This window comes from Falsiroseomonas oleicola, assembly GCF_019029495.1.
Taxonomy (GTDB): Bacteria; Pseudomonadota; Alphaproteobacteria; order Acetobacterales; family Acetobacteraceae; genus Falsiroseomonas; species Falsiroseomonas oleicola.
Window position 1 is genome coordinate 1 of the sequence record NZ_JAERQM010000016.1, and the last position, 22367, is coordinate 22367.

The following is a 22367-nucleotide window of genomic DNA, read 5'->3' on the forward strand; positions in this document are numbered from 1 at the left end:
GACGCAAACCCCGCATCACGGCCCCGCTCGCGCTACACGCCCGCCACCACAGGCAAGATACATCAGGTCCATAGCGGCGAATTTCCGCAGCCTGCTAGGTTCTGTGGACACTTACCTGAGCCACAGGACGGTGGCGGCGATGGTGACGACGGCGAGGTAGTTGCGGGCGGTCTTTTCGTATCGGGTAGCGACGCGGCGGAACTGCTTGAGCTTGGAGAAGCAGCACTCGATGAGGTGGCGCTCGTTGTAGAGCGTCTTGTTCAACGGGTGCTTGAAGGTCCGCGACGGGTTGTTGGGAATGACGGCGATCGCGCCTGCCTCGGCGATGACGTGGCGGAAGTGATCTGCGTCGTAGGCCGCATCGGCCAGGACGGCCTCGGGCCGGTCGTTGCCGAGCAGGGCGGCAGCCTGGGGTGCATCACCGCGATGCCCGGCTGTCAGCACGATCCGGGCGGGACAGCCGAGCCCGCGGACGGCGAGGTGGATCTTCGTGCCGAGGCCGCCGCGGGAGCGGCCGGTGGCCTGATCGCCAGCCCTTTTTTTGCCCCCGCCGCGTGCTGGTGGGCACGCACGATGGTGCTGTCGACGATGAGGTACTCGAAGTCGGGGTCATCGGCCATGGCTGCGAAGATGCGGTGCCAGACGCCCTTGGCGCTCCAACGGCAGAAGCGGCGGAAGGCGCTGTTCCAGTTCCCGAAGGCCTCCGGCAGGTCGCGCCAGGGCGAGCCGGTGCGCACGATCCACAGCACCGCCTCGACGAACATCCGATTGTCACGGCCCGACGTGCCGCTGCTCCGCTCGTCGCCAATAATGTGCTCGCTCAGACGCGCGGCCACTGCGCATCGCTCAGGATCAGCCGGTCCGCCACACCCATACGCCGCCTCCAAAAGGCAGCGTTGAATCACGCCTCACCGACCAGGGGAATCCCAAGAGTCCACAGAACCTAGGCCACCTCAGCCGGCAGGCCGGCCCAGGCCTCCTCCGGCGTGAAGCGATGCGGCAGCAGGCCCTGTTCGAAGCAGTAGTCGATGGCCAGCGCCAGGGCCGGTCGCAATTCCGCCCGGCTGCGCACAGCGGCCCCTGATTCCTTCAGCATCCGCAGCAGTTCCGGCACCAGGGACGGGTCGCCCTCCACCACGTCGCGGCGCATCACCACCAGATGGTTCAGCGGCAGGAAGCCGTGCTTCGCCTTGAAGGCGGCACCAGCCGCCTGGGCATCGGCGAAAACCGGCCGCAGATCCGGCGCATCCGGCATGTCATTGCCGAAGATCGCCGCATCCGCCGCGCCGGAGCGCAGCATGGCCAGCAGGTCCGGCCCATCGGCCGGTGCGCGCGTCACGAAGGGCGGGTCGCTGAATTCGGCGACATGCGCGCCCTCGAAGGTGGTCCAGCGCTGCTGGTCCGCCTTCACCCCGAAGGATTCGGCCAAGCTGCCGCGCAGCCACATGCCGGTGGTCTGGCTATAGGCCCGCACGGCGATATGGGCGCCGGCGAGATCGGCCGGACCCTGGATCGGCCCGTCCCTGCGGCAGAGCATCGCGGCTTCCTGCGCGCGTTCCACCAGCACCACGGGCAGCAGCACCAGCGGCTTGTCATAGGCGCGGGCCATCAGGAAGGTGGCGATCGCCATCTCGCTGACCTCGAATTTGCCGGACCGCACCATGGGCGCGAAAGCCTTCGAGATCGGCGCGACCTTCTCCACGTCCAGCCGCAGCCGGCTGGACGGGATCTCCCCGTCCAGCAGCCGCGCCGTGCCCGCATAGCGGCCGAGCGCGGTCTTCAGAACACGCACATCAGTCACGATAGCTGGGGTCCAACCGGTCCAGCTTGCGCAGCAGACCCGGCCATTCCATCACGCCATAGGGGCGGCGCGTGCCGGGCTGGTAGTTGTTCCAGGTGGCATCCACCACCGCCTGCGGCACCTCCACCAGCTTCTGGCCGGTGGCCTGCGCGGCGAGCTGGGCGCGGCAGGACAGTTCCAGGCGGTGCATGGCGTTGAAGGCCTCGCCCACCGTCTTGCCCACGGTCAGCAGCCCGTGGTTGCGCAGGATCAGCGCGTTGTTGTCGCCCAGGTCGCGCACCAGGCGTTCCTGCATCGCCAGGTCCAGCACCACGCCATCGTAGTCGTGGTAGCCGATCTTCGCGAAGCGCATGGCGGTCTGGTTCATCGGCAGCAGCCCGCATTCCAGCGAGGACACCGCCATGCCCGGCCAGGTATGGGTGTGGATGACGCAGGCGATCTCGTGGCTCGCCTCATGGATCGCGCCATGGATGACGAAGCCGGCGCGGTTCACGCCATAGCCGAGCTGGCTCGGGAATTCCGGGCGCATGAGCACATTGCCCTGCACGTCGATCTTCACGAGGGAGGAAGCGGTGATCTCCTCATACAGCATGCCATAGGCATTGATGAGGAAGGCGCCTTCCTCACCCGGCACACGAACAGAAATGTGGTTCGCGGCCATGTCGGACATGCCGTAGAGGTCGATCAGGCGGTAGCAGGCGGCGAGGTCGATGCGGGCCTGCCATTCCTCCGGCGACACGCGGTCGCGCAGCGAGGGGATGATGAAGCGGTCGGGACTGTCGGGCATGGGCGGGATCTCCGGTCAAATCATTCGGGCAGCGCGCCGGCGATGCGCACGATCTCGCGCCACCGGTTGATCTCATGCGCCAGGAAGGTGCGGAAGGCGTCGGGGCCGTTGCCGACGGGGTCGGCGCCCTGTTCGATCATGGTCTGGGCGATGCGCGGCTGGGCCAGCACGGCATGCACATCGGTGACGATCCTGTCGAGCACCGGCTGCGGCGTGCCGGCCGGCGCCACCATCCCGAACCAGGAGGAGGCGTCGAAGTCGCGATAGCCCAGCTCGACCATGCTCGGCACATCGGGGTTGGAGCGGGACCGCTGGACGGAGGACACCGCCAGCGGCCGCAACTGCCCACCACGGATATGCCCCATGACGGAGGGGATGGTGGCGAACATGAAGTCGACGCGCCCGGCCAGCAGGTCGTTCAGCGCCACGGCGCCGCGATAGGGCACATGCAGCGTCTGCGTCCCCGCCATCTGGTCCAGCATCACGCCCGACAGATGGGCGGAGGTGCCGACGCCGGTGGAGCCATAGCTGAGCGCGCCGGGCCGGCGCTTCGCCTCCGCCACCAGCCCCGCCACGTCGCGGATGGGGGAGGCCGCCGGCACCACCAGTATGTTCGGCACCCCGGCCAGCAGGGTGACCGGCGCGAAGTCGCGCAGCGTGTCATAGGGCATGTTCTTGACCAGCGACTGGTTCACCGCCAGCGGCCCGACCGAGCCCACCAGCAGCGTGTAGCCATCGGGCGCGGCGCGCGCGACATGCTCGCTGCCGATATTGCCGCCGGCGCCGGGCCGGTTCTCGATGACGACGGACTGGCCCCACTTCTCCGTCAGCGCCGCACCGAGAAGGCGGGCGATGATGTCGGTGGTGCCGCCCGGGGTGAAGGAGACGACGAATCGCACCGGCCGGTTCGGCCAGACCTCCTGCGCCCGCGCGCCTGGCACCGCCGAGACCAGGAAGGGAAGCGCCAGCGCCGCGCGCCGCGAGATGGTCATGGTCACGTTCTCCCGACGGGCGATCGTGCCGCCGCCCGTTTCAGCAGGGCAGGATGCGCCGGGCCGTCCCATGCGACAAATGGAAAGAATGTCCCGGGTGTTTCCTATTCTGCATCTATTCGCCCGCCAGGCCCAGCCGCCTCGCCGCCAGCACCCGGTACAGCCGGTCGCTCCAATGCGCCTCCTCGCAGCGTGCCGAGTAGCAGAGCGAGATATCGTGCTCGTCATCGGAGGCGCAGGCCGCGGCCGCGATCTCCGGCCATTCCGGCACCGGCAGGCGGCGCAGCGCTTCCGCCGCCGCTTCATCCAGCGGCATCGGGCAGCCCATCTTGGGATAGACCGAGGCGATGGCCTGCCAGAAGAAGCGGATGGCACGCTGCTGGTCCGCCGGGTCCAGCACCGGCAGGACCAGACGCAGCCAATGCGTGCCGGTCAGCGCATGCAGGGCGCAGAAATCCATGGTGGCGCCGAAGAGCAGCAGGGAATCATGCGCCATCTTCGGAATCGTGTCCGGCCCCACCGCCAGCCAGTCATGCACCGCGGCGAAATCCGGCATGGCGGCGGTGCGGCGCATGGCGTGCCAAAGCAGCCCGTCATCGAATTCCATCGCCCGGAGCGCCGGCTGCGCGCCCACCAGCAGCAGCACCCCGGCCGGCTGGTCGGTGCGCGGCGCGGCATCGAGGCCCTCGCCCAGCGGCAGGTAGGTGGCGGCCCAGTAGCCCAGCGCCGCTGCCACCTCCGCCGCCGTGTCGGACGCCACGGCATAGGCCAGCCGCATCAGCGCATGCAGGGCCGAGGCGGCGATACCCGGCAGCAGCCGCGGCAGATACAGGCGCTGCAGGGCGCGCGCATCGCCCAGCCGCGCCAGCTCCGCGAGGAAGAAGGCGCGATAGGCGGCCTCCGCGCGCCGGTCGCCCAGCCGGGCGGTCCAATCCGCGCGTTGGATGGTGCCATCCGGCGGCGCCATCGGCCCCAGCTTCAGGTCCTGGATGTAGTTCGACAGGAAGCGCCGCGCCGCATCCTCCCCGCCGCCCAATTGCCGCTGCGCCCAGAGCACCATCGGCGTGTGATTGGCGAAGGCCCCGGCATATTCGGCGCTGAGGCCGCGTGCCTCGGTGAGGGCGTCGGGGCGATCCCGCAGGGTCGTGTCGCTCATCATGCGGTCTCCGAAGGGGTGCCGTCGGCGTCATCGCGTCGCGATCATGCCGTCGCCCAGGCGCCTCGCCCGCAGCTTACAGCGCGAGGACCCGCGACGCGATCCATCACGCCTTGCCGCACGGCTCAACCGGCAAGGGCGCCGTTCCGGGCGATGACGCGCCCGGCCTTCACCACCAGCGCACGGGGCGGGGCGGTGGCCACGGCTTCGGGCACATCCCCGGCGGCGACCAGCACCAGGTCGGCCGGCGCGCCCTCCACCAGCACAGGCGCCGGCAGGCCCATCACCTGGGCCGGGGCGGTGGTGACCAGGCTGAGCGCCAGGCGCAGCTCCGCATCGGTCAGCAGCGCGGCGCGATAGCCGACCAGCCGGGCGCGTTCCAGCATGTCGCCATGGCCATAGGGCGACCAGGCGTCGCGGATATTGTCGGAGCCCACGAAGACAACGACGCCTTCCGCCACCAGCCGCTTCACCGGGGGGATCGCCTCCGGCCCCGGGCCATTGGTCATGATGGCGACGCCGGCTTCCGCCAGGGCTGCGGCGGTGCGGGCGAGCGTGGCCTCCTCCACCTGGCCCAGGGCATAGGCATGGCTGACGGCGACGCGGCCCCGCAGCCCGGCGGCCCTGGTGCGGGCGGCGATGCGGCGCAGCTCGAAGGTACCCAGCTCGCCGGGGTCGTGCAGGTGGATGTCGATGGGGACGCCATGGCGCTCCGCGATGCCGAAGACGATGGCGAGCTGCGCCTCGATATCCTCATCGATGCCGGCGGGGTCGAGGCCGCCGACCAGATCGGCGCCGGCGGCCACCGCGGCCTCCAGTATCCCGGCATGCCGCACCACGCCGGATTGCGGGAAGGCGACGATCTGCATCGACAGCAGATGCGCCACCTGTTCGCGCAGCTCCAGCAGCGCCTCCAGCCCCTTCAGGCCGGCGTCGGAGTCGACATCGACATGGGTGCGGATGGCGGTGGTGCCCTGCGCCGCGATGCGGTCCACCAGCCGGCGGGCGCGGACCGGCATGGGCTCGGCGATGGCGCGAAGCTGCGCTTTCTCCGCGGCGATACGGCCGGCGACGGTGCCATCCGGGCGATGCGGCTGCCAGGGCAGGCCGAGGAAGGTCTTGTCCAGATGGATATGCCCATCCACCAGGCCGGGCAGCGCCAGCATCCCACCGCAGGCCTCCACCCTGCCACCCCGCAGGGTATTGGCGGGCGCGATGCGGGCGATGCGGCCGGCGCGCAGGCCGAGGTCCTGGCGCAGGTCATGGGCCGTGGTGGCGATCCTCAGATCGGCCAGGATCAGATCGAAGGGGTCATCCTGCATGGCACGGCATGTGCCACGAGCCGGCGGGACCGGGCCAGCCCATTTGCAGGGGGCCTATTTTCTAGGATACATCTTGTGTGCGTCGGGCCATCCTCGCCCCCGCAAGGTGCCGTGGGAGCGACGCATGAAGCCGTGGGATGGGATCATCTCGGAAGAGGAGCAGCGGGCCTACAATGCCGCCGGCTTCGGGCGCCGCGCGGGCCTCGGCCGCAAGCCGGCGCTGCTGGTGATCGACGTGCAGTACCGCACCACAGGCACCCGCCCGATGCCGTTCTGGGAGGCGGTGAAGGAATACCCGACGAGTTGCGGCCAGGTGGGCTGGGATGCGGTGGCGCAGATCCAGCGCCTGATGACCCTGTTCCGCGGCCGGGGCTGGCCCGTGCTGTATCCCCACGTCTCGCCGAAGGAAAGCTTCGACACCGGCCGGCTGGCGGCCAAGGTGCCGGCGCTGATGACGGTGCCGCAGGAAAGCTACGCCTTCGTCGCGGAGGTCGCGCCACAGCCCGGCGACATCCTGCTGCCCAAGAAGCACCCCAGCGCCTTCTTCGGCACGCCGCTGGCCAGCTACCTGGTGGATCTCGGCGTCGACACGCTGGTGGTCACCGGCTGCACCACCAGCGGCTGCGTGCGCGGCTCCGTCGTCGATGCCTTCGCCTATAACTGGCGGGTGCTGGTGCCGCAGGACGCGGTCTATGACCGCTCCGCCACCTCCCACGCCGTGAACCTGTTCGACATGGCGGCGAAATACGCCGATGTGATGCCGACGGATGAGGCCCTGGCGGCCCTGGACGCGCTGCCGTGACGCGCCACGACCTGCTGCTGCGCGGCGGCACCGCGGTGCTGCCGGGGCGCGGCCCGACCGAATGCGACATCGCGGTGGCGGAGGGACGCATCGCCGACCTGCTCGCCCCGGGCGCGGCGGCGGAGGCGGCGGAGGTCTGGGACATCACCGGGCTGGTGGCGCTGCCCGGCGCGATCGACGCGCATCTGCACCTCGGCCACGGCGCCGACATCTCGCGCCCCCGGGTGCCGGAGGATGCGGCGCGGGAGAGTGGCGCGGCGGCGGCGGGCGGCATCACCTGCTTCCTGCCCTATCTGATGGCGACCGAGCCCTTCTCGACCTTCTGGGAGGAGGTGGTGGCCATCACCGAGGCCGGGTCGCGCATCGATTTCGGCTTCCACCCGATCATCTCCACCGAGGCGCAGCTGGCCGAGGTGCCGCTCTATGCCCGCGACTACGGCGCGCCGAGCTTCAAGATCTTCATGAACAACCGCGGCGGCGAGGGAAAGCGCCTCGGCCTGCCCGACATCGATGACGGCTTCCTGCTGCGCCTGGCGGAAGCCGCCGCCGCGCATGGCGGCATGGTCTGCCCGCATCCCGAGAACATCGAGCTGGCCTGGGTGCGGCGCGCCCGGATCATGGCGGCGGACCCGGAGGGCAAGGGCGGGCTGGCAAGCTGGAATGCCTCCCGCCCCCCCTTCGTCGAGGCCGATGCCGTGCAGCGCGCGGGGCTGGTGGGGCGGGAGGTCGGGGCGCCGGTCTATATCGTCCACACCTCCTCCGCCGCCGCGCTGGAGGCCGCGCTGCGCCAGCGCGCCGCCGGCGGCCGCATCTTCATCGAGACCTGCCCGCACTACCTGACCCATGACATCGGCTGGGGGGGCGGCGTGATCGGCAAGATCAACCCACCCTTGCGGGAGGAAGCGGACCGGGAGGCGCTGTGGGCGGCGCTGGCCGATGGCCGCATCGACACGGTGGCGACCGACCATGTGCATCGCGACCTGGCCGGCAAGGAGGGCGGCCTCTGGAAAGCCTCCCCCGGCTGCCCGGGGATGGAGACCCTGCTGCCGGTGCTGCTCTCCGAGGGTCATGCCCGGCGCGGCCTGCCTTTGGCGCGGATCGCCGAGCTGGTGGCGGAGGGGCCAGCGCGAGCCATGGGCCTGCCGGTCAAGGGGCGGATCGCGCCGGGGCTGGATGCCGACCTGGCCCTGGTGGACCTGAAGGCGCGCTGGACCGTGACGCGGGAGGGGGTGCTCTCCGCCGCCGGATACTCGTTGTATGAGGGCTGGGAGATGACCGGCCGCGTCGTCCACACCCTGGTCCGCGGCCGTCCGGTGCTGCGCGACGGGGCGCTGGTGGCTTCGGCGGCGGGCAGCGGGCGCTATGTGCATCGGCGGCTCGGACACGGCTGATCGGGACTTCCCCAAGCCAATCGGCCGGGCTATTGAGGGACCCGTCTGGACCCGTAGCTCAGCTGGATAGAGCGCTGCCCTCCGAAGGCAGAGGTCGAAGGTTCGAATCCTTTCGGGTCCGCCAACTTATCTACACTAATCAACGCGCTAGTGGAAGCACTTCCGGGCCGGAGCGTGTCGCGCAGGCGCACGGAAGCACCACGGAAGCATGCGGTTGAAACCGGCCCTGAGTTAGTCGGTGCATGCGCGGCGGCTTGGCCTGCCAGTTTCGAGCCCACACTCTGAGCCGGCGACCGCTCACGCGGTCAGGCAAGGGGGGCTTACCGATCCCCCCGAGCGCGCAAACTCAGCCCTTCCCGCCGAAATGTGATTGCAGCCAAATCGCAGGCTCAGGCAGGTTCGGCAGGATAACCTTTAAATCAAGGCCGGTCCTGCTGAGGTTGATTGCGCTCCAAGGCGTGCGCGGGTCGGGGTCGGCCGAAATTGTGGCCGGTGGCGGTGGAAGGAAAGCGCGGTTTAGGCCCCGTACCAGGGCATCTAAACGGATCGATCAATCTCCGGACGCTTCAGCTCGCCATCCATGTCGAGCGTCACGGTAGCATTCGACTCGCGGCTAAAGCCGCCAACATTACCGCTTCAGTCGTCAGCCGACGGATCGCCCTTCTGGAAGATGAGCTGGGCGTGTCTCTGTTCGAGCGGCGAACGTCAGGTCTTCGGCCAACCGCGGCGGGCGCTCGGTTTTTGGAGGCCGCGCGCCGGATGCTAGCCGAGCTCGATGGTGCGGCCGGTGCAGCCCGAGCAGCGGGCTCTGGCCTGGTCGGCCAGCTTGTCATCGGCACTTACTTCTCGGCCTCGAGCGGTCGCTTCCGCGATGCCCTCCTACGCTTTGTGGCACGGAATCGTCATGTCGAAATTTCGGTGGTCGAGGGCGATCGCGAACACCTACTTGGCGAACTGCGCCGCGGCCGAACAGACGTCGCGATCCTCCTCGGGCCCCACGACGAAACGGGCCTGGACCGACTTGCACTATGGCAGGAGACAGGCATGGTCGCCCTGAATGAGGGCCATCCCCTTTCCGCCTCGGACCTGGTCCCGTGGCGGGGCCTCGCGGGCGAGACATTCATCACCACATCCCGTGGATCCGGACGGGAGGCCCGCGCCACGGTCCAGAGGATGCTGCCTCACGAGCACCCAGCCCGCTTCGCGACGCACGATGTCAGTCGGGAGGGCATGTTCAACCTGGTCGGCACGGGGCTCGGCGTTGCCGTGCTCGCGGAGTCCGCTTCGGGCGCATCCTATCCTGGCGTCGTGTTCCGGCCAGTCGGTGACGAGGCAGGGCCGACGATGGTGGAGGCTGCGGCCTATTGGGATCCCAAGCGAGACAACCCTGCCCTGCGTCGGTTCCTGGCGCTACTTCGGGCCACTCAGAGGTCCCGTGGCGGCGTCTGAGGCTGCGGCATGCGTGACTTAGGCGCGGGCTTTCGGGCCGAGCGAAACCCCCTGTCACTCGCCAAGAAGCTGGCCATCATCGGCGCTACGAGCTTCGTCGGCTCCACCGGCTGGCTGGTTTCGCGTGAGAGCGCGTCGGCGTAGGCGACCAGGTCGCGATGCAGTCCGGCCGGCAGCTCCACGGCGAGCTTGACCGGACGGTCGTCGAGGATCGGACCGAGCTTTAGCTTCGGCATGGGTCAGCCTCCATACGGTTCGAGCACGAGATCGCGGTGGACGATGACGCGGACCGGGAAGCCCGGGCGTACGGTCAGCGTCGGCGGGACCGAGAGCTGCCGGCGGACGATCTCCTCGCCGGCGCGGCCGACGGTATCCTGGCCGCTTTCGCGGATGGCGCGGGCGATGTCGCTCTCGTCGTCCTGGCCCAGTTCCAGGCCGAGGTTGAGCAGTGTCGCGAGGCCCGCGGCTAAAAAGAGCTGTCCCCAATGGTGGTCGACGCCGTCCTCAAGCCCCGCATAGCCCGCCTCATCGGTACCCGGCATGCGCTCCAGCACGATGGAGCGGCCGCTGGGTAGAATCAGCCGGTTCCAGGCCAGCAGGATGCGCCGCTGCCCGAAGCTGATCCGGCTGTCGTAGGCGCCGATCAGGCGCGCGCCCTGCGGGATGAGCAGATGCCGCCCCGTTGGGCTGTCGAAGACGTTTGCAGTGACCTGGGCGGTGATCTGCCCGGGCAGGTCGGAGCGGAGGCCGGTGAGCAGCGCCGCGGGGATGACGCTGCCGGCCTGGATGACGAACGGACTAACCGGTGCCTGAAGGCGGTCCGCTGAGGTTGTGCGCCGATCCGCCTGGCCTCCGAGGAAGGCGGTGCGACGATCGGTCGCATCCTGGCCTATGGGCAATGCGCCGGGTTCCACAGCTTGCGGCCCGACCGGCTCGGCGCCGCGCGGCGCACCTCGCGCCTCGACCTGCACAAAGAGCCGGCTGGTGCGCGCTGCTTCGATTTCCTGTAGCCGGCGCTGCTCGGCAGGATCGGCGGTTGTCGGCATCGCCGGCGGCACGACCGGCTGACCGCGTTCCTGGGCGCGCAGGATCGGGCGGCCCAGATCGCCTGGCAGCGGCGGCCCCAGCTGCGGAATGCCCGCATAGTCGCGCGGCAGGTTGGCAAGGCCATCGGCCTCCGGATTCCTGTCGGTGCTGTAGAGCTCGCGCGGGCCCTCGCCGCCGCTGCGGCTCTGTAGTGCCACGATCAGCGCCCCGCCGATCCCGAGCCCGGCCGCGACGCCAAGGCCAATCAACACCCGCCGGGAGAGCCGCATAACCCTGGGCGGATCGGGGCGCAGGCGCAGTGCCGCCGCGATGTCGCGCTCGCTCCCGCCCCGTTCCGGTGCCGCCCCGCTCATCGCGCCCGGCCGTCGGTGCGCACGATGCGTACGCGCTGCTGGCGGTCGCCGAGGCGCAGCTCCGCCGCGGCGAAGAGCCGGTCGACGATCATGAAGTTCTGCCGGACGCGGTAGTTCACCAGCTGCCCCTCGCCCTTCGGCCCGATGACGAAGAGCGGCGGCATCTCGCCCTGGCCGATGCCGCGCGGGAACTCGATGAAGACCTGCCGCTCGTCGTCGAAGGCGCGCAGCGGCCGCCAGGCCGGGCTGTCGCCCTCGACCTCGTAGCGGAAGCGCAGCCGCGAGAGATCGAGTCCTTGCTCGACGGGCGCCGCAGCATTCTGCCGGCGCAGAGCGATCAGCGCGTCCTGCGGATACTGCCAGGAGACCGAGGCCATAAAGGTGCGCTCGGTGGAGCGCAGCTCCAGCAGGTAGGTGCGCCGGTCGGTATTGATGATGAGGTTGGTGGTGAGGTCGGGCCGCGTTGGCTTGACGATGATGTGCACGCGGCGCGCAGGACCCGTGCCGCTTTCGGTGTCGCCAATGATCCAGCGCACCGTGTCGCCGGCGGCGACGGGGCCATTGCCGACCAGCGTCTCGCCCTCCTGCAACATGATGGCCGTGACCTGGCCGGGCGCTGTGTAGACTTGGTAGAGCGCGCCGGGCGTGAAGGGGTAGACCTGCACCGCGTTGATAAAGCCAGCCCGGAGCGGCTGTACCCGGGCCGCGGCGTTTGCCTGGTTGACTCGGACGGTGGGATCGGGCGGCTCGGCTGTGCGCCTTGAGGGCGGGAGCCGCTGAAGCTGCCCTGGCAGCGGTAGCGGCGTTGGCACCTCGACGATCTCAACCGATCGCGGCGGCTCCGGTATCTGCGTCGCCTGGATTGGCTCGTCATCGTAGCTGATCTCGGGCGGGCGGAAGGCGCAGGCGCCAAGGAGAAGCAGCGCCAGGATGATATGTGCCTGCCTCATTGCCCGAGCTCCCGTGACCAGTTGATGGCGTGGACGAAGATGCCGAGAGGGTTCCTGCGCAGCCGCTCGGCATCGCGTGCGGGCTGCACGACAATGGTCAGGATCGCGGTCCAGCGCTCGGTACGAGAGAGCTGCCCGTTCTCGTAGGTCCGTTCGATCCAGGCGACGCGAAAGCTGTCGTCGGAGGCGCGGATGACGCTGGAGACCTCGATTGCGACCTGCTCACGCCCGACACGGCCAAAGGGGTCGCTGACGCGGGCGAAGTCGTTCAGCGCCAGCGCGCCGCGGTCGGTCGCGAAGTCATAGGCGCGCAACCAGTTTTGGCGGACGATGATCGGGTCGGCGGCGATGCCGCGCACCTGTTCGATGAAGCGCGCAAGGTGCCAGGCGATCTGCGGGTCGGTCGGCCGGAAACTCGCGACGGCGGGGGCGACCGCCTGCGCCTCGCCGAGCCGGTCCACCTGCACGACCCAGGGCACGATGGTGCCCCGGGCGGACTGCCAGACCAGGGCGGCCGCCAAGCCGGCGATCAGGGCAAGTTCACCCAGCGCCATGAGGCGCCAGTTGCGCGCCTGGACGCGAGCGGAGCCGATGCGCTCATCCCAGGCCTGGGCGGCGCGCTGGTAGGGCGTCTCGGGCTCGGGGGTGCGGCCGTAGCGGACGGACGGGCGACGGAACATCAGCGATCCTCCGAGAGGCGGATGGAAGTGCCGGCGCCGCCGCCGTCACCCGAGCGGATGGCGTGGCCGAGGGTCGTGACACCGTGGCTGAGCGCCTGGCCGCGCCGCATGCGGCGGGCCCAGGCCGGGGCACCGGAGGACGACGGCGGGTCCACCGGAGCCGATGTGCCGCCGGACATGGCCGCGCTGCCGGCCGCGTGGCTGGCGCGAAGGCTGTCCGCGGCGGCGCGCAGCGGGCTCATGGCGGCGGAGCCCGCGGCCATCGTCACACCGGATGCGCCACCATCGCGGTAGGCGGTGCTCGCGGCGCCGAGCGCGTAGGCCGAGCCGCGCGCGCCGGCTCCGATGGCCGATCCTGCTCCCCCGACCGCGGCGGCGCCCGTGCGCACGGCAGCGGCACCGGCGACCATGGCCCCGCCCGCCGCGAGTCCCGCGCCGACCGCCGCGCCCGCCCCAAGCTGCGGCCCGCCGGAGATCAGCCCATTGGCGATGCCCGGCCCAAAGATCCCGAGTGCCAGCAGCGCCAGCGCGGCGAGGACGATGGACATCGCCTCGTCGATGGTCGGCTGATTGGCGCCGAACCCCGCGGTGAACTGGGTGAAGAGCGTCGAGCCGATGCCGACGATGACGGCCAGCACCAGCACCTTCACGCCGGAGGAGACGACGTTGCCGAGCACGCGTTCGGCGAGGAAGGCCGTCTTGCCGAACAGCCCGAAGGGCACCAGCACGAAGCCCGCCAGCGTCGTCAGCTTGAACTCGATCAGCATCACAAAGAGCTGGATCGCCAGGATGAAGAAGGACAGCAGCACAACCGCCCAGGCGAACATCAGGATCGCGATCTGGACGAAGTTCTGAAAGAAGGAGATGTAGCCCATCAGGCCGGAGATCGCCTGGAGCAGCGGCCGCCCGGCATCAAGGCCGACCTGCGCGACGCGGCCGGGCTGAAGCAGCTGCTGGGCGGTGATGGTGGAGCCCGAGGCGACCAAGCCGAGGCCGGCGAAGCTGTCAAAGATGACTTGGGCCAGGAAATTCCAGTTACCGATGATCCAAGCGAAGATCCCCACGAACAGGGTCTTCTTGATCAGGCGCGCGATGATGTCGTCGTCGGCTCCCCAGGCCCAGAAGAGGGCTGCGAGGGTGACGTCGATGACGATGAGCGTCGCGGCGAGGAAGGCGACCTCGCCGCCAAGCAACCCGAAGCCGCTGTCGATGTAGCGGGTGAAGACGTCGAGGAAGCGGTCGATGACGCCGGTGCCGTTCATGGCACGTCCCGGGGGCGGCAGGGATGTGGCGCCACGATACGCTCTCAGGGACCATGGAACATGCGGGCGGAGCCGGGCTGATAGCCGACTCCGGGTGCCAGGAAGCGCTCCATCTGCTCGTGCGCCTGCTCCTCGCCGCTGGCGGCGCGAGCGGCTTCCAGGGCTTCTGCGCGGCCCTGGGCGGCGACGAGGGCCGTGAGGTCTGCGATCTGTTGCGACTGGAGAGCGAGAAGCTGATTGCCCGCCTGCGCCGCCTGAAGCGCACCAGTCGCGCCCTGGCTCTGGCCCATCAGCGTCTCGGCCTCGGCGCGCGTGCCGGTTAGGTTGCCCATCACGGTTGCCTGGGTCATCAGCGCGTCCTGGAAGCCGGCGACCGAGGTCTGCCAGCGCTCGCGGGCATTGGCGTACATCTGCTGGCTGGAGCCGAGCGAGGCGGCGCTGCCGTAGCCCTGCGCGAAAGCGCGCTCGATGTCCGTGACGTCGTAGGCAAGGCGCTGAGCGCGGGCGATCAGCATTTCCGTCCGCGCGAAGGACTGCTGCAGCCGCGTCAGCGACGAATAGGGCAGGCTCGTGAGGTTGCGCGACTGGTTGACCAGCATCTGCGCCTCATTCTGGAGCGAGCTGATCTGATTGTTGATCTGGTCGAGTGCGCGGGCGGCGGAGAGGATGTTCTGGGCGTAGTTCCACGGGTCGAAGACCGTCCTCTGCGCCATGGCGGGTGTGACCGCGACGGGAAGAGGGAGGCCTAGCAGGGCCGCGCCGAGCAGCGCGGCGTGAACTGGGCGGCGGATCATGGGGCAGAATCCTCCACAGGGTCGGGCAGCAGTTCGGCAGCCCATTCCAGGCCGTGGCGCAGCAGCCAGGCGCAGGCGAAGCCAGCGTGGCCATGGGCGGCGAGGGTTTCGGCGATGGCGGACTGGTCGGTCTTGGAGGAGGCCGCGCAGAAGGCGAGCGCGACCTCCGACAGCCCCAGCTCGAACAGCCGGTTGCCGCGGCGCGACTGGCAGTAGTAGTCGCGCTTGGGCGTGGCGCGGGCGAGGATCTCCATCTGTCGGTCATTCAGCCCGAAGCGCGCGTACATCGCCGCGATTTGCGGCTCCAGCGCGCGCTCGTTCGGCAGGAAGACGCGCGTCGGGCAGCTCTCGATGATGGCGGGCGCGATAGCCGAGCCGTCCACGTCGGCCAGCGACTGGGTCGCGAAGACCACTGAGGCGTTTTTCTTGCGGAGCGTCTTGAGCCACTCGCGCAGCTGCGCGCCGAAGGTGGCATCATCCAACGCAAGCCAGCCCTCGTCCACGATGATGAGTGTCGGCCGGCCGTCCAGGCGCCGGCCGATGGCGTGGAAGAGATAGGCCAGCACCGCAGGGGCGGCGGCGGTACCGATCAGCCCCTCGGTCTCGAAGGCCTGCACCTCCGCCTGGCCCAGCCGCTCCGCCTCGGCGTCCAGAAGTCGCCCCCAGGGTCCGGCGAGGGTGTAGGGCTCGAGGGCGCGCTTGAGCGCCTGAGACTGGAGCAGCACTGCAAGGCCGGTCAGAGTGCGCTCGTGGATCGGCGCCGAAGCAAGGCTGGTGAGCGCGGACCAGAGGTGGTCCTTCACCGCCGGATCGATCGCGACGCCCTCGCGGGCGAGGAGGCCCGCGATCCATTCGGCGGCCCATGCGCGTTCCTCCGGCGCGTCGATGCGGGCCAGGGGCTGGAGCGCGACCGGCTCGGCCATGTCGCCTGCCAGCGCGCCGCCGAGGTCATGCCAGTCCCCGCCCATGGCGATTGCGGCGGCGCGGATCGAGCCCCCGAAATCGAAGGCGAAGACCTGCGCGCCCGCGTAGCGGCGGAACTGCAGCGCCATGAGCGCCAACAGCACCGACTTGCCCGCGCCGGTCGGGCCGATGAGCAGCGTGTGCCCGACATCCCCGACATGCAGCGAGAAGCGGAAGGGCGTCGCGCCCTCCGTCCGCGCATGGAAGAGCGGCGGGCCACCGAGATGCTCGTTCCGCTCCGGCCCGGCCCAGACTGCCGAGATCGGTACGATATGGGCAAGGTTCAGCGTCGAGATCGGCGGCTGCCGGACATTGGCGTAGAGGTGCCCCGGCAGGCTGCCGAGCCAGGCCTCGACAGCGTTCACCCGCTCGCGGATGACGGTGAAGTCGCGGGATTGGATGACCTTCTCGACCAGGCGGAGCTTGTCGTCCGCCGCGCGGGCGTCCTCGTCCCAGACCATCACGGTCGCTGTGACATAGGCCCAGCCGGCGATGTCCTGGCCGAGCTCCTGCAGCGCCTCGTCGGCATCGGCGGCCTTGTTGGCGGCGTCGCTGTCGAGCAGGACGCTTTGCTCGTTGGTCATCACCTCCTTGAGGATGGCCGCGATCGACTTGCGCTTGGCAAACCACTGCCGGCGGATGCGCGTCAACAGCTTTTGGGCATCCGTTCGATCGAGGCAGATGGCGCGGGTGCACCAGCGATACTCGAAGGCGAGCGCGTTCAGTTCGTCGAGGATCCCGGGGAAGGTGGCGCTCGGGAAGCCGATGACGGTGAGTACGCGAAGATGCGCGTCGCCGAGCCGGGGCGCGAGGCCACCCACTAGCGGCTGCTCAGCCAATAGAGCGTCGAGGTGCATCGGCGTCTCGGGGACGCGCACCAGGTGGTGGCGTGTTGAGACGGTCGAGTGCAGGAAGGTCAGGGTTTCGCCATCGTCGAGCCAGCGCGCCTCCGGCACGAAGGCCTCGATTTGGTCGAGCACGCGGGTGGTTCGGTCGATAAAGCCGCGTAGCGCCTCGCGGCCAGTGGCGGCGTCGGCGCCCTCTGCGCCCTCGTAGAGCCAGCTTTCGGCGCGGGCGGCCTCGTCGGCCGGGGGCAGCCAGGCGAAGGTGAGAAGGTAGCGGCTCTCGAAATGCGCGCCAGCCTCCTCGAACTGGGCGCGGCGTTCGGCGTCGACCAAGGCGGAGACAGGGTCGGGGAAGGTGCTGGCGGGGTAGCCGCGCGCCGGCACCCGCTGGGCCTCCGCGAAGACTGCCCAGCCCGAGCCGAGGCGGCGTAGCGCGCCGTTCAGCCGCGCAGCGGTCGCGGCGAGTTCGGCGGGCGTGGCGCTGTCCAGATCCGGGCCGCGGAAGCGCGCGCTGCGCTGGAAGGAGCCGTCCTTGTTCAGCACAACGCCGGGTGCGACCAGGGCGGCCCAGGGGAGGAAATCCGCGAGCATCTGGGGCTTCGTGCGGTACTCTGCGAGGTTCAGCATCGCCGCCTCACGCGCGCAGCCAGGCGGGGTAACGCAGGTGCCGGCGCACCACCTCGACGAACTGCGCATCGCGTCGAGCCGCCCAGACAGCGGCGAGATGGCCAGCCAGCCCGATCAATAAGCCGGCGACCCAGAGGCGCAGCCCGAGGCCGATCGCCGCGGCGATCGTGCCGTTGGCAATCGCGACTGCGCGCGGCGCACCGGCGAGCAGGATCGGCTCGATCAGCGCGCGGTGCACCGGCGCCGAAAAGCCCGGGACGGGATCGGCCGGCGCGGCCATCAGATCAGCGCTCCGCCGCCGAACTGGAAGAAGGACAGGAAGAAGCTCGATGCCGCGAAGGCAATGGAGATCCCGAAGACGATCTGCACCAAACGCCGGAAGCCGCCGGAGGTATCGCCAAAGGCCAGCGTCAGGCCGGTGACAATGATGATGATCACCGCGATGATTTTGGCGACCGGCCCCTCGATGGATTCCAGCACCTGCTGCAGCGGCTGCTCCCAGGGCATGTTGGAGCCTGCGGCTTGGGCGGGCGCGGCAAGCGCGAGGCAGAGCGCAAAGGCGGCCGCGCCGGCGAGGCGCGTGCGCAGCGTGGATGTCATGGGGTATCTCCTGATGGGGTGAGGTCGTAGTCGCCGGTTGAGGTCAGGCCACGGACCTGGGCGAGTTCAACGAGGCGGCGGTCCACGCCGCGGCCGGCGAGCACGGCGATGACGTCGATCGTCTCGGCGATCAAAGCGCGCGGAACGGTGACGACGGCTTCCTGGATCAGTTGTTCAAGACGACGCAGTGCGCCCAGAGCAGAGCCCGCGTGGATGGTGCCGATGCCGCCGGGGTGGCCTGTGCCCCAGGCCTTTAGGAGGTCGAGCGCTTCGGCGCCTCGGACCTCGCCGATGGGGATACGGTCGGGGCGCAGGCGGAGCGCGCGCCGGACGAGTTCTGAGAGCGAGACGACGCCATCCTTGGTACGCAGCGCGACCAGGTTCGGCGCGCGGCACTGGAGCTCGCGCGTGTCCTCGATCAGCACGACACGGCCGCCCTCGCGCGCCACCTCGGCGAGCAGGGCGTTGGTCAGCGTTGTTTTGCCGGTCGAGGTACCACCAGCCACTAGAATGTTGCTGCGTTCTGCGATCGCACAGCGTAGCGCGGCCGCCTGCGTGGCCGTCATGATGCCGGAGGCGGCGTAGTCCTCCAGCGTGAACACGGCGACGGCGGGCTTGCGGATCACGAAGGCCGGGGCCGCGACGACCGGGGGCAGCAGTCCCTCGAAGCGCTCACCCGTCTCGGGCAGCTCCGCCGAGACGCAGGGGCGGTCCGCATGCACCTCCGCCCCGACATGGTGGGCCACGAGGCGGATGATGCGCTCGCCATCGGCGAAGGCGAGCCGCTGGCCCGTGTCGGCGAGGCCTTCCGCGAGTCGGTCGATCCACAGCCGGCCGTCGGGGTTGAGCATGACCTCAACGACGGCCGGGTCCTCGAGCCATGCCGCGATGCCGGGACCGAAGGCCGTACGCAGCATGCGCGCGCCACGCGCGGTCGTCTCGGCCTTGAGTAGATGCAGCGACATGCGGTCCCCGTGGTGGTGCCGCGGCGGAGATGCCGAAGCAGGCTGGGACGATTTAGGAGCGCTGGAACGGCGAGCTCGCAATCGACGAATGCTAGCGTCGTGGATAGGCGCGCGAAGAGAAGCGGCCTTCGGCGGCCTTGCGCTTCGGCGCGCCATCTGTCGTCGTACTGGGCCGCGCGACTCAATCCCCGGCATACAGGGCTGCGACCGCCGCGGAAGCGCGTCGCGCATACCCTGCAAATCCAGCTAGCGAGCCCTATCCGCACCATCTTGGACATCAGTCCCAGGTCGGCTCGGAGAAAATGGCGATTGCCCCCATGCGAAGGTCAAGGGACGATGAGGAACCCAGGTTTCGGAGAACATCGCGCCACATCAGGCTATGACTGCCCAAACCAGCAGCGCCGCTGTACCGATCCAGACAATGGCGATAACTGCCGCAGCAATCCTGCTAACCGGGCGCCGCGCCATGGCCATGGCTGCGGCACGATGCTCCGCGATCAGCTCGTCGGGGATCAGCCGCAGCACGAGCCAGATACCGAGCGGCACCAGGATGATGTCGTCGAGATAGCCCAGCACCGGGATGAAATCCGGGATCAGGTCGATCGGCGAGAGGGCATAGGCCGCGACCATCAGGGCCAGCACCCGCGCCAGCCAGGGCGTTCGCTTGTCGCGAGCGGCGAGGTAAAGCGCCAGAACCTCGCGCTTGAGGTCTCGCGCCCAGGCGCGCAGTGCCTGCCATGCCCGGGCCATCATGGCGCGGCCTGGCCGAGGCGCAGCACGCCTCCGCAGCCGCCGTCGCGTGGCGCCAGGCCGCGGTCCGTCTGCACGGCCGCGGCCAGGCCACCGATTGCAGTGCGATCGCCCTGCGCGCTTGGCCGGGGCAAGGACAACACGCCCGCGATCGGGGCCAAAGTCTCCGACATCACCGACGCGATCAGCAGCGCCTGGTCTAGTCGCTCCGGATCCTGCCAGCCGGATGACCATGCCCGCAGGACAAGCCGCTGGTCAGGAGACCCGGCTGGCCGGGCCAGGGTCAGCGCCGGAATCCTGCCGCGGTCCATCACCGGCATGGCCGGCAGGTCCATGGCCGGCGTGCCGGGGGCAATCATGCGGCCGAGCGCCGACGCCGACCAGCCCGGCAGGCTCTGCCAGCGATCAGCCGCGAGCGCCGCCGCGAGGGCGGCGGCCGAGCCCTGCCATTGCAGGAGGATGGGTTCCTCGTCCTCGCCGCCGAGGTCGCTGCGATGGGCGGGCAGGCTTCGCCAACCGCCCGCCAGCCAGGGCTCGGCCAGCAGGCTCGGCCGCAATTCATTGCCGCGCAGCACGGCCATGTCAGGGCCGATATGCGTGGCGATCCGCGCGCCGCCAACGCCGAACAGCAGCACCCCCACCACGGCCGCCATCGCCAAGGGCGCCACGGCCTCGTGCCGAAGATCGCGGAACACGAGCGCGAAGCCCGCCACCACGGCCGCACCCAGCAGCATCCCGCCCACGACATCGGACGGCCAATGCGCGGCCAGATATACGCGCGAGAACGGGATCAGGACGATCAGCGCCAGGATCGGGGCCAGCGCCAGCCGGCGCCACCGCCCCCCTGGCCCGCCGGCGACGAGCCAGGCGAGCAGCCCCAGTGTCACCACCGCCATCGTGCTGTGGCCGCTGGGGAAAGAGAAGCCGGGAGCAATCGGGGTCACCAACGGCGGGCGTCCGGCATGGACGCCGAGCTTGATCGCGGTCATCAGCGCCGCCGTCGCGGCTATGGCGACCAGTACCCCGGCGCCCAGCCGGAACTGGCGCCGGACCAGCAGCCAGCCGATCATCGCGCCGCTGACCACCAGGTTCATCGCGGTGTCGCCAAGCCGCGTTGCGGCCAGCATCACAGGATCGGTCCATTGGGTGTGCAGCGATCCGACCAGCGTCAGCACCGCGGCATCGACACGGACGATCGCCTCGCGCCCGACCACGCCTTCCAGCAGCGCCAGGAAGGCCAGCAGGCAGAAGGCGGCCAGCGCGATCAGCAGGGCGCTGCCACGAAGCCCCGCATGCTCCGGCGCGGCCGCGAGGCGCCCGAGGCGGCCCGCGAGATCGCGCCGCGGCGCCGCCCAGGCGGCGAGCGCGGCGCGGCCTTGCCCGACCCAGCGATGTCCGAACAGGGCCGCTGCCCGCAGCCCCTTCAGCGTCGCCAGTAGCAGGGCCAGAAGCAAGGCGATCGCCAGCCCCAGCCGCAGGCTGATGGCGCCGGCACCCGCCAAAGCCGTGGCCGCCAGCACGCCCGGCAGGACATGCGCTGGCGCACAGACCAGCGCGGAGGCAATGTTGGCGGCATAGAACCGCCCGGCCCCCATGCCGAGCATCCAGGCGGCAATCGGCACGGTGGAACGCATCACCGGGACGAAACGCGCGATCAGGATGCTGCTGGCGCCGCGCCGCAGGAAATAAGCCTTGCCCCGCTCCAGCAGCTCCGGCCGGCGCGAGAACAGGCTCACATAGAGGGCGATATGCTGCAGCCGATAGAGGAAGAAGATCACACCGAACAGGAACAGGATGTGGTCGTAGCCCGTCATCATCTGCTTGGCGCCCAGGTAGACGAACGGCAGCAGGTTAACCCCGGTGATCTCCTGGATGTAGCCCTTGTCGCCCTCGGCGACGGCATGGGCGAGCGCCTCGGCGGTGGCGCCGAGCAGGGTGAGGCCGAGGACCAGGACGCATAGCCATGGAATTCGCGAAAGGCGCGTGGCGCCCGCGACGGTGGAAATCATGAGATGAGACCGCTCAGGTGAGATAAGGAAGAAACCGTCCGAAGACGACGGCAAGGGTTGCTCAGTCCAGCCCGCGGGGTTGCCGTTCCATCCTGCTGCGTGGCGCCGGCGCAAAGTTGTCCTGACCCAGTATTCCGAGCCGGGCACGCGCCATCCAGCGCGGTGCCAAGGAGGTCAGGCGCACGGTCACCGCCTCATGCACATGGTCTGTGATCGCATGATCGGCAGCATCGTGGGACCCGGGCAGACCCGGATCGTCGGTGGCGTGGACATGGTCACCGGCAATGTGCGTCGACACCGCGGCGAGGGGCGGCGCGAAGGTGCTGATCAGCAGCGCCACGAGCAGCAGCCTGAGTATGGGTCGAAACGCCCTCATGCCGCGATGCTGCTCCAATCGGCCATCGCGGCGACAGATTGCAGATTGACGGTATCCCTACCAGGAGGATAGGACAGACTCATGAATGATCGCCATGTCCACGGCTCCCACCCGGAGATCGCCAAGCGCCTGAAGCGGGCCGAGGGTCATCTACGCAGCGTGGTAGAGATGATCGAGGCGGGCCGGGCATGCCTGGACATTGCGCAGCAGCTCCACGCCGTCGAAGCGGCGATTGCGAACGCCAAGCGCACCCTCATCCATGACCATCTCGACCATTGCTTGGACCATATGGTCGGCGCGATCCCGCGCGCCAATCGCGGGCCCATCGATGATCTCAAGGCGCTCACCAAGCCCGGAAAATTCATCAGGGTTGGCGGACATGGTGCAAGCCGTTGAACGGCAATAGGATTCGGCTGCGACACCTGAACCCTGCCGTTTCCGGACAC

Annotated in this window: 22 protein-coding genes, 1 tRNA gene and 1 pseudogene; 5 read left to right on the top strand and 19 right to left on the bottom strand. The window is 69.5% G+C overall.

Annotated elements, in window-relative coordinates; all coding sequences use genetic code 11:
* Nucleotides 1–111: 111 nt before the first annotated feature.
* The 6 genes and pseudogenes from JJQ90_RS26530 to JJQ90_RS26555 form a co-directional block, all read right to left on the bottom strand.
* Nucleotides 112–874, bottom strand: a pseudogene (locus tag JJQ90_RS26530) (IS5 family transposase).
* A gap of 69 nt (nt 875–943) precedes the next feature.
* Nucleotides 944–1801: a type 2 periplasmic-binding domain-containing protein gene (locus tag JJQ90_RS26535; protein WP_216879282.1), complete on the bottom strand. Its 858-nt coding sequence runs from the start codon at nt 1799–1801 to the stop codon at nt 944–946.
* Nucleotides 1794–2588, bottom strand: coding sequence for a class II aldolase/adducin family protein (locus tag JJQ90_RS26540; RefSeq protein WP_216879283.1), 795 nt, complete (start codon nt 2586–2588; stop codon nt 1794–1796). The genes JJQ90_RS26535 and JJQ90_RS26540 overlap by 8 nt, the downstream gene beginning before the upstream one ends.
* 20 nt (nt 2589–2608) lie before the next feature.
* On the bottom strand, nt 2609–3580 hold the full coding sequence (locus JJQ90_RS26545; RefSeq protein ID WP_216879284.1) for a Bug family tripartite tricarboxylate transporter substrate binding protein: 972 nt from the start codon (nt 3578–3580) through the stop codon (nt 2609–2611).
* Between the two features lie 115 nt (nt 3581–3695).
* A complete protein-coding gene (locus JJQ90_RS26550) occupies nt 3696–4736 on the bottom strand; it encodes a questin oxidase family protein (protein ID WP_216879285.1) in 1041 nt (346 codons plus the stop codon).
* 125 nt (nt 4737–4861) lie between these two features.
* Nucleotides 4862–6058 carry an amidohydrolase gene (locus JJQ90_RS26555; protein ID WP_216879286.1) on the bottom strand — a complete coding sequence of 399 codons (1197 nt, stop codon included), beginning with the start codon at nt 6056–6058 and terminating at the stop codon, nt 4862–4864.
* Nucleotides 6059–6182: 124 nt separating this feature from the next.
* Here JJQ90_RS26555 and JJQ90_RS26560 point away from each other — a divergent pair, with 124 nt between their 5' ends.
* The 4 genes from JJQ90_RS26560 to JJQ90_RS26575 all read left to right on the top strand — a co-directional run bounded on the left by JJQ90_RS26560 (nt 6183) and on the right by JJQ90_RS26575 (nt 9700).
* Complete coding sequence (locus tag JJQ90_RS26560) at nt 6183–6860, top strand: isochorismatase family protein (RefSeq protein WP_216879287.1); 678 nt, start codon at nt 6183–6185, stop codon at nt 6858–6860.
* Nucleotides 6857–8251, top strand: a complete 1395-nt coding sequence (locus JJQ90_RS27595) for a dihydroorotase (RefSeq protein ID WP_216879288.1) — start codon at nt 6857–6859, stop codon at nt 8249–8251. The genes JJQ90_RS26560 and JJQ90_RS27595 overlap by 4 nt, the downstream gene beginning before the upstream one ends.
* Nucleotides 8252–8298: 47 nt before the next feature.
* Nucleotides 8299–8375 (top strand) — tRNA-Arg (locus JJQ90_RS26570).
* 368 nt (nt 8376–8743) lie between these two features.
* Nucleotides 8744–9700: a LysR family transcriptional regulator gene (locus JJQ90_RS26575; protein ID WP_168049705.1), complete on the top strand. Its 957-nt coding sequence runs from the start codon at nt 8744–8746 to the stop codon at nt 9698–9700.
* On the opposite strand, the gene JJQ90_RS26580 is transcribed toward JJQ90_RS26575, so the two are convergent.
* The 13 genes from JJQ90_RS26580 to JJQ90_RS26640 form a co-directional block, all read right to left on the bottom strand.
* Complete coding sequence (locus JJQ90_RS26580; RefSeq protein WP_216879289.1) at nt 9676–9936, bottom strand: DUF2274 domain-containing protein; 261 nt, start codon at nt 9934–9936, stop codon at nt 9676–9678. The two genes, JJQ90_RS26575 and JJQ90_RS26580, sit on opposite strands and share 25 nt — an antisense overlap.
* A gap of 3 nt (nt 9937–9939) precedes the next feature.
* Nucleotides 9940–11100 carry a TrbI/VirB10 family protein gene (locus tag JJQ90_RS26585; RefSeq protein WP_168049707.1) on the bottom strand — a complete coding sequence of 387 codons (1161 nt, stop codon included), beginning with the start codon at nt 11098–11100 and terminating at the stop codon, nt 9940–9942.
* Complete coding sequence (gene trbG, locus JJQ90_RS26590) at nt 11097–12050, bottom strand: P-type conjugative transfer protein TrbG (protein WP_168049708.1); 954 nt, start codon at nt 12048–12050, stop codon at nt 11097–11099. Before trbG ends, JJQ90_RS26585 begins: the two co-directional genes overlap by 4 nt.
* Nucleotides 12047–12730 (bottom strand): conjugal transfer protein TrbF, encoded by a 684-nt coding sequence (trbF, locus tag JJQ90_RS26595; protein WP_168049709.1) that lies wholly within the window; start codon nt 12728–12730, stop codon nt 12047–12049. Before trbF ends, trbG begins: the two co-directional genes overlap by 4 nt.
* Nucleotides 12730–13992, bottom strand: coding sequence for a P-type conjugative transfer protein TrbL (trbL, locus tag JJQ90_RS26600; protein WP_168049710.1), 1263 nt, complete (start codon nt 13990–13992; stop codon nt 12730–12732). Before trbL ends, trbF begins: the two co-directional genes overlap by 1 nt.
* Nucleotides 13993–14036: 44 nt before the next feature.
* A complete protein-coding gene (gene trbJ / locus JJQ90_RS26605) occupies nt 14037–14786 on the bottom strand; it encodes a P-type conjugative transfer protein TrbJ (protein ID WP_168049711.1) in 750 nt (249 codons plus the stop codon).
* A complete protein-coding gene (gene trbE / locus JJQ90_RS26610) occupies nt 14783–17221 on the bottom strand; it encodes a conjugal transfer protein TrbE (RefSeq protein WP_168049712.1) in 2439 nt (812 codons plus the stop codon). The genes trbJ and trbE overlap by 4 nt, the downstream gene beginning before the upstream one ends.
* Nucleotides 17222–17228: 7 nt before the next feature.
* Complete coding sequence (locus JJQ90_RS26615) at nt 17229–17501, bottom strand: VirB3 family type IV secretion system protein (RefSeq protein WP_216879290.1); 273 nt, start codon at nt 17499–17501, stop codon at nt 17229–17231.
* On the bottom strand, nt 17501–17821 hold the full coding sequence (locus tag JJQ90_RS26620) for a TrbC/VirB2 family protein (protein WP_168049714.1): 321 nt from the start codon (nt 17819–17821) through the stop codon (nt 17501–17503). Before JJQ90_RS26620 ends, JJQ90_RS26615 begins: the two co-directional genes overlap by 1 nt.
* The gene (gene trbB, locus JJQ90_RS26625; protein ID WP_168049715.1) at nt 17818–18786 is read right to left on the bottom strand and encodes a P-type conjugative transfer ATPase TrbB; all 969 of its coding nucleotides are present in this window, start codon (nt 18784–18786) and stop codon (nt 17818–17820) included. The genes JJQ90_RS26620 and trbB overlap by 4 nt, the downstream gene beginning before the upstream one ends.
* 372 nt (nt 18787–19158) lie before the next feature.
* Nucleotides 19159–19539: a YkvA family protein gene (locus tag JJQ90_RS26630; RefSeq protein ID WP_168049716.1), complete on the bottom strand. Its 381-nt coding sequence runs from the start codon at nt 19537–19539 to the stop codon at nt 19159–19161.
* The gene (locus JJQ90_RS26635) at nt 19536–21545 is read right to left on the bottom strand and encodes a bifunctional DedA family/phosphatase PAP2 family protein (RefSeq protein ID WP_216879291.1); all 2010 of its coding nucleotides are present in this window, start codon (nt 21543–21545) and stop codon (nt 19536–19538) included. Before JJQ90_RS26635 ends, JJQ90_RS26630 begins: the two co-directional genes overlap by 4 nt.
* 61 nt (nt 21546–21606) lie before the next feature.
* Nucleotides 21607–21885 (bottom strand): hypothetical protein, encoded by a 279-nt coding sequence (locus tag JJQ90_RS26640; protein WP_168049718.1) that lies wholly within the window; start codon nt 21883–21885, stop codon nt 21607–21609.
* Between the two features lie 117 nt (nt 21886–22002).
* On the opposite strand from JJQ90_RS26640, the gene JJQ90_RS26645 reads away from it, so the two are divergent.
* The gene (locus JJQ90_RS26645) at nt 22003–22317 is read left to right on the top strand and encodes a metal-sensing transcriptional repressor (RefSeq protein WP_216879292.1); all 315 of its coding nucleotides are present in this window, start codon (nt 22003–22005) and stop codon (nt 22315–22317) included.
* Nucleotides 22318–22367: the final 50 nt, after the last annotated feature.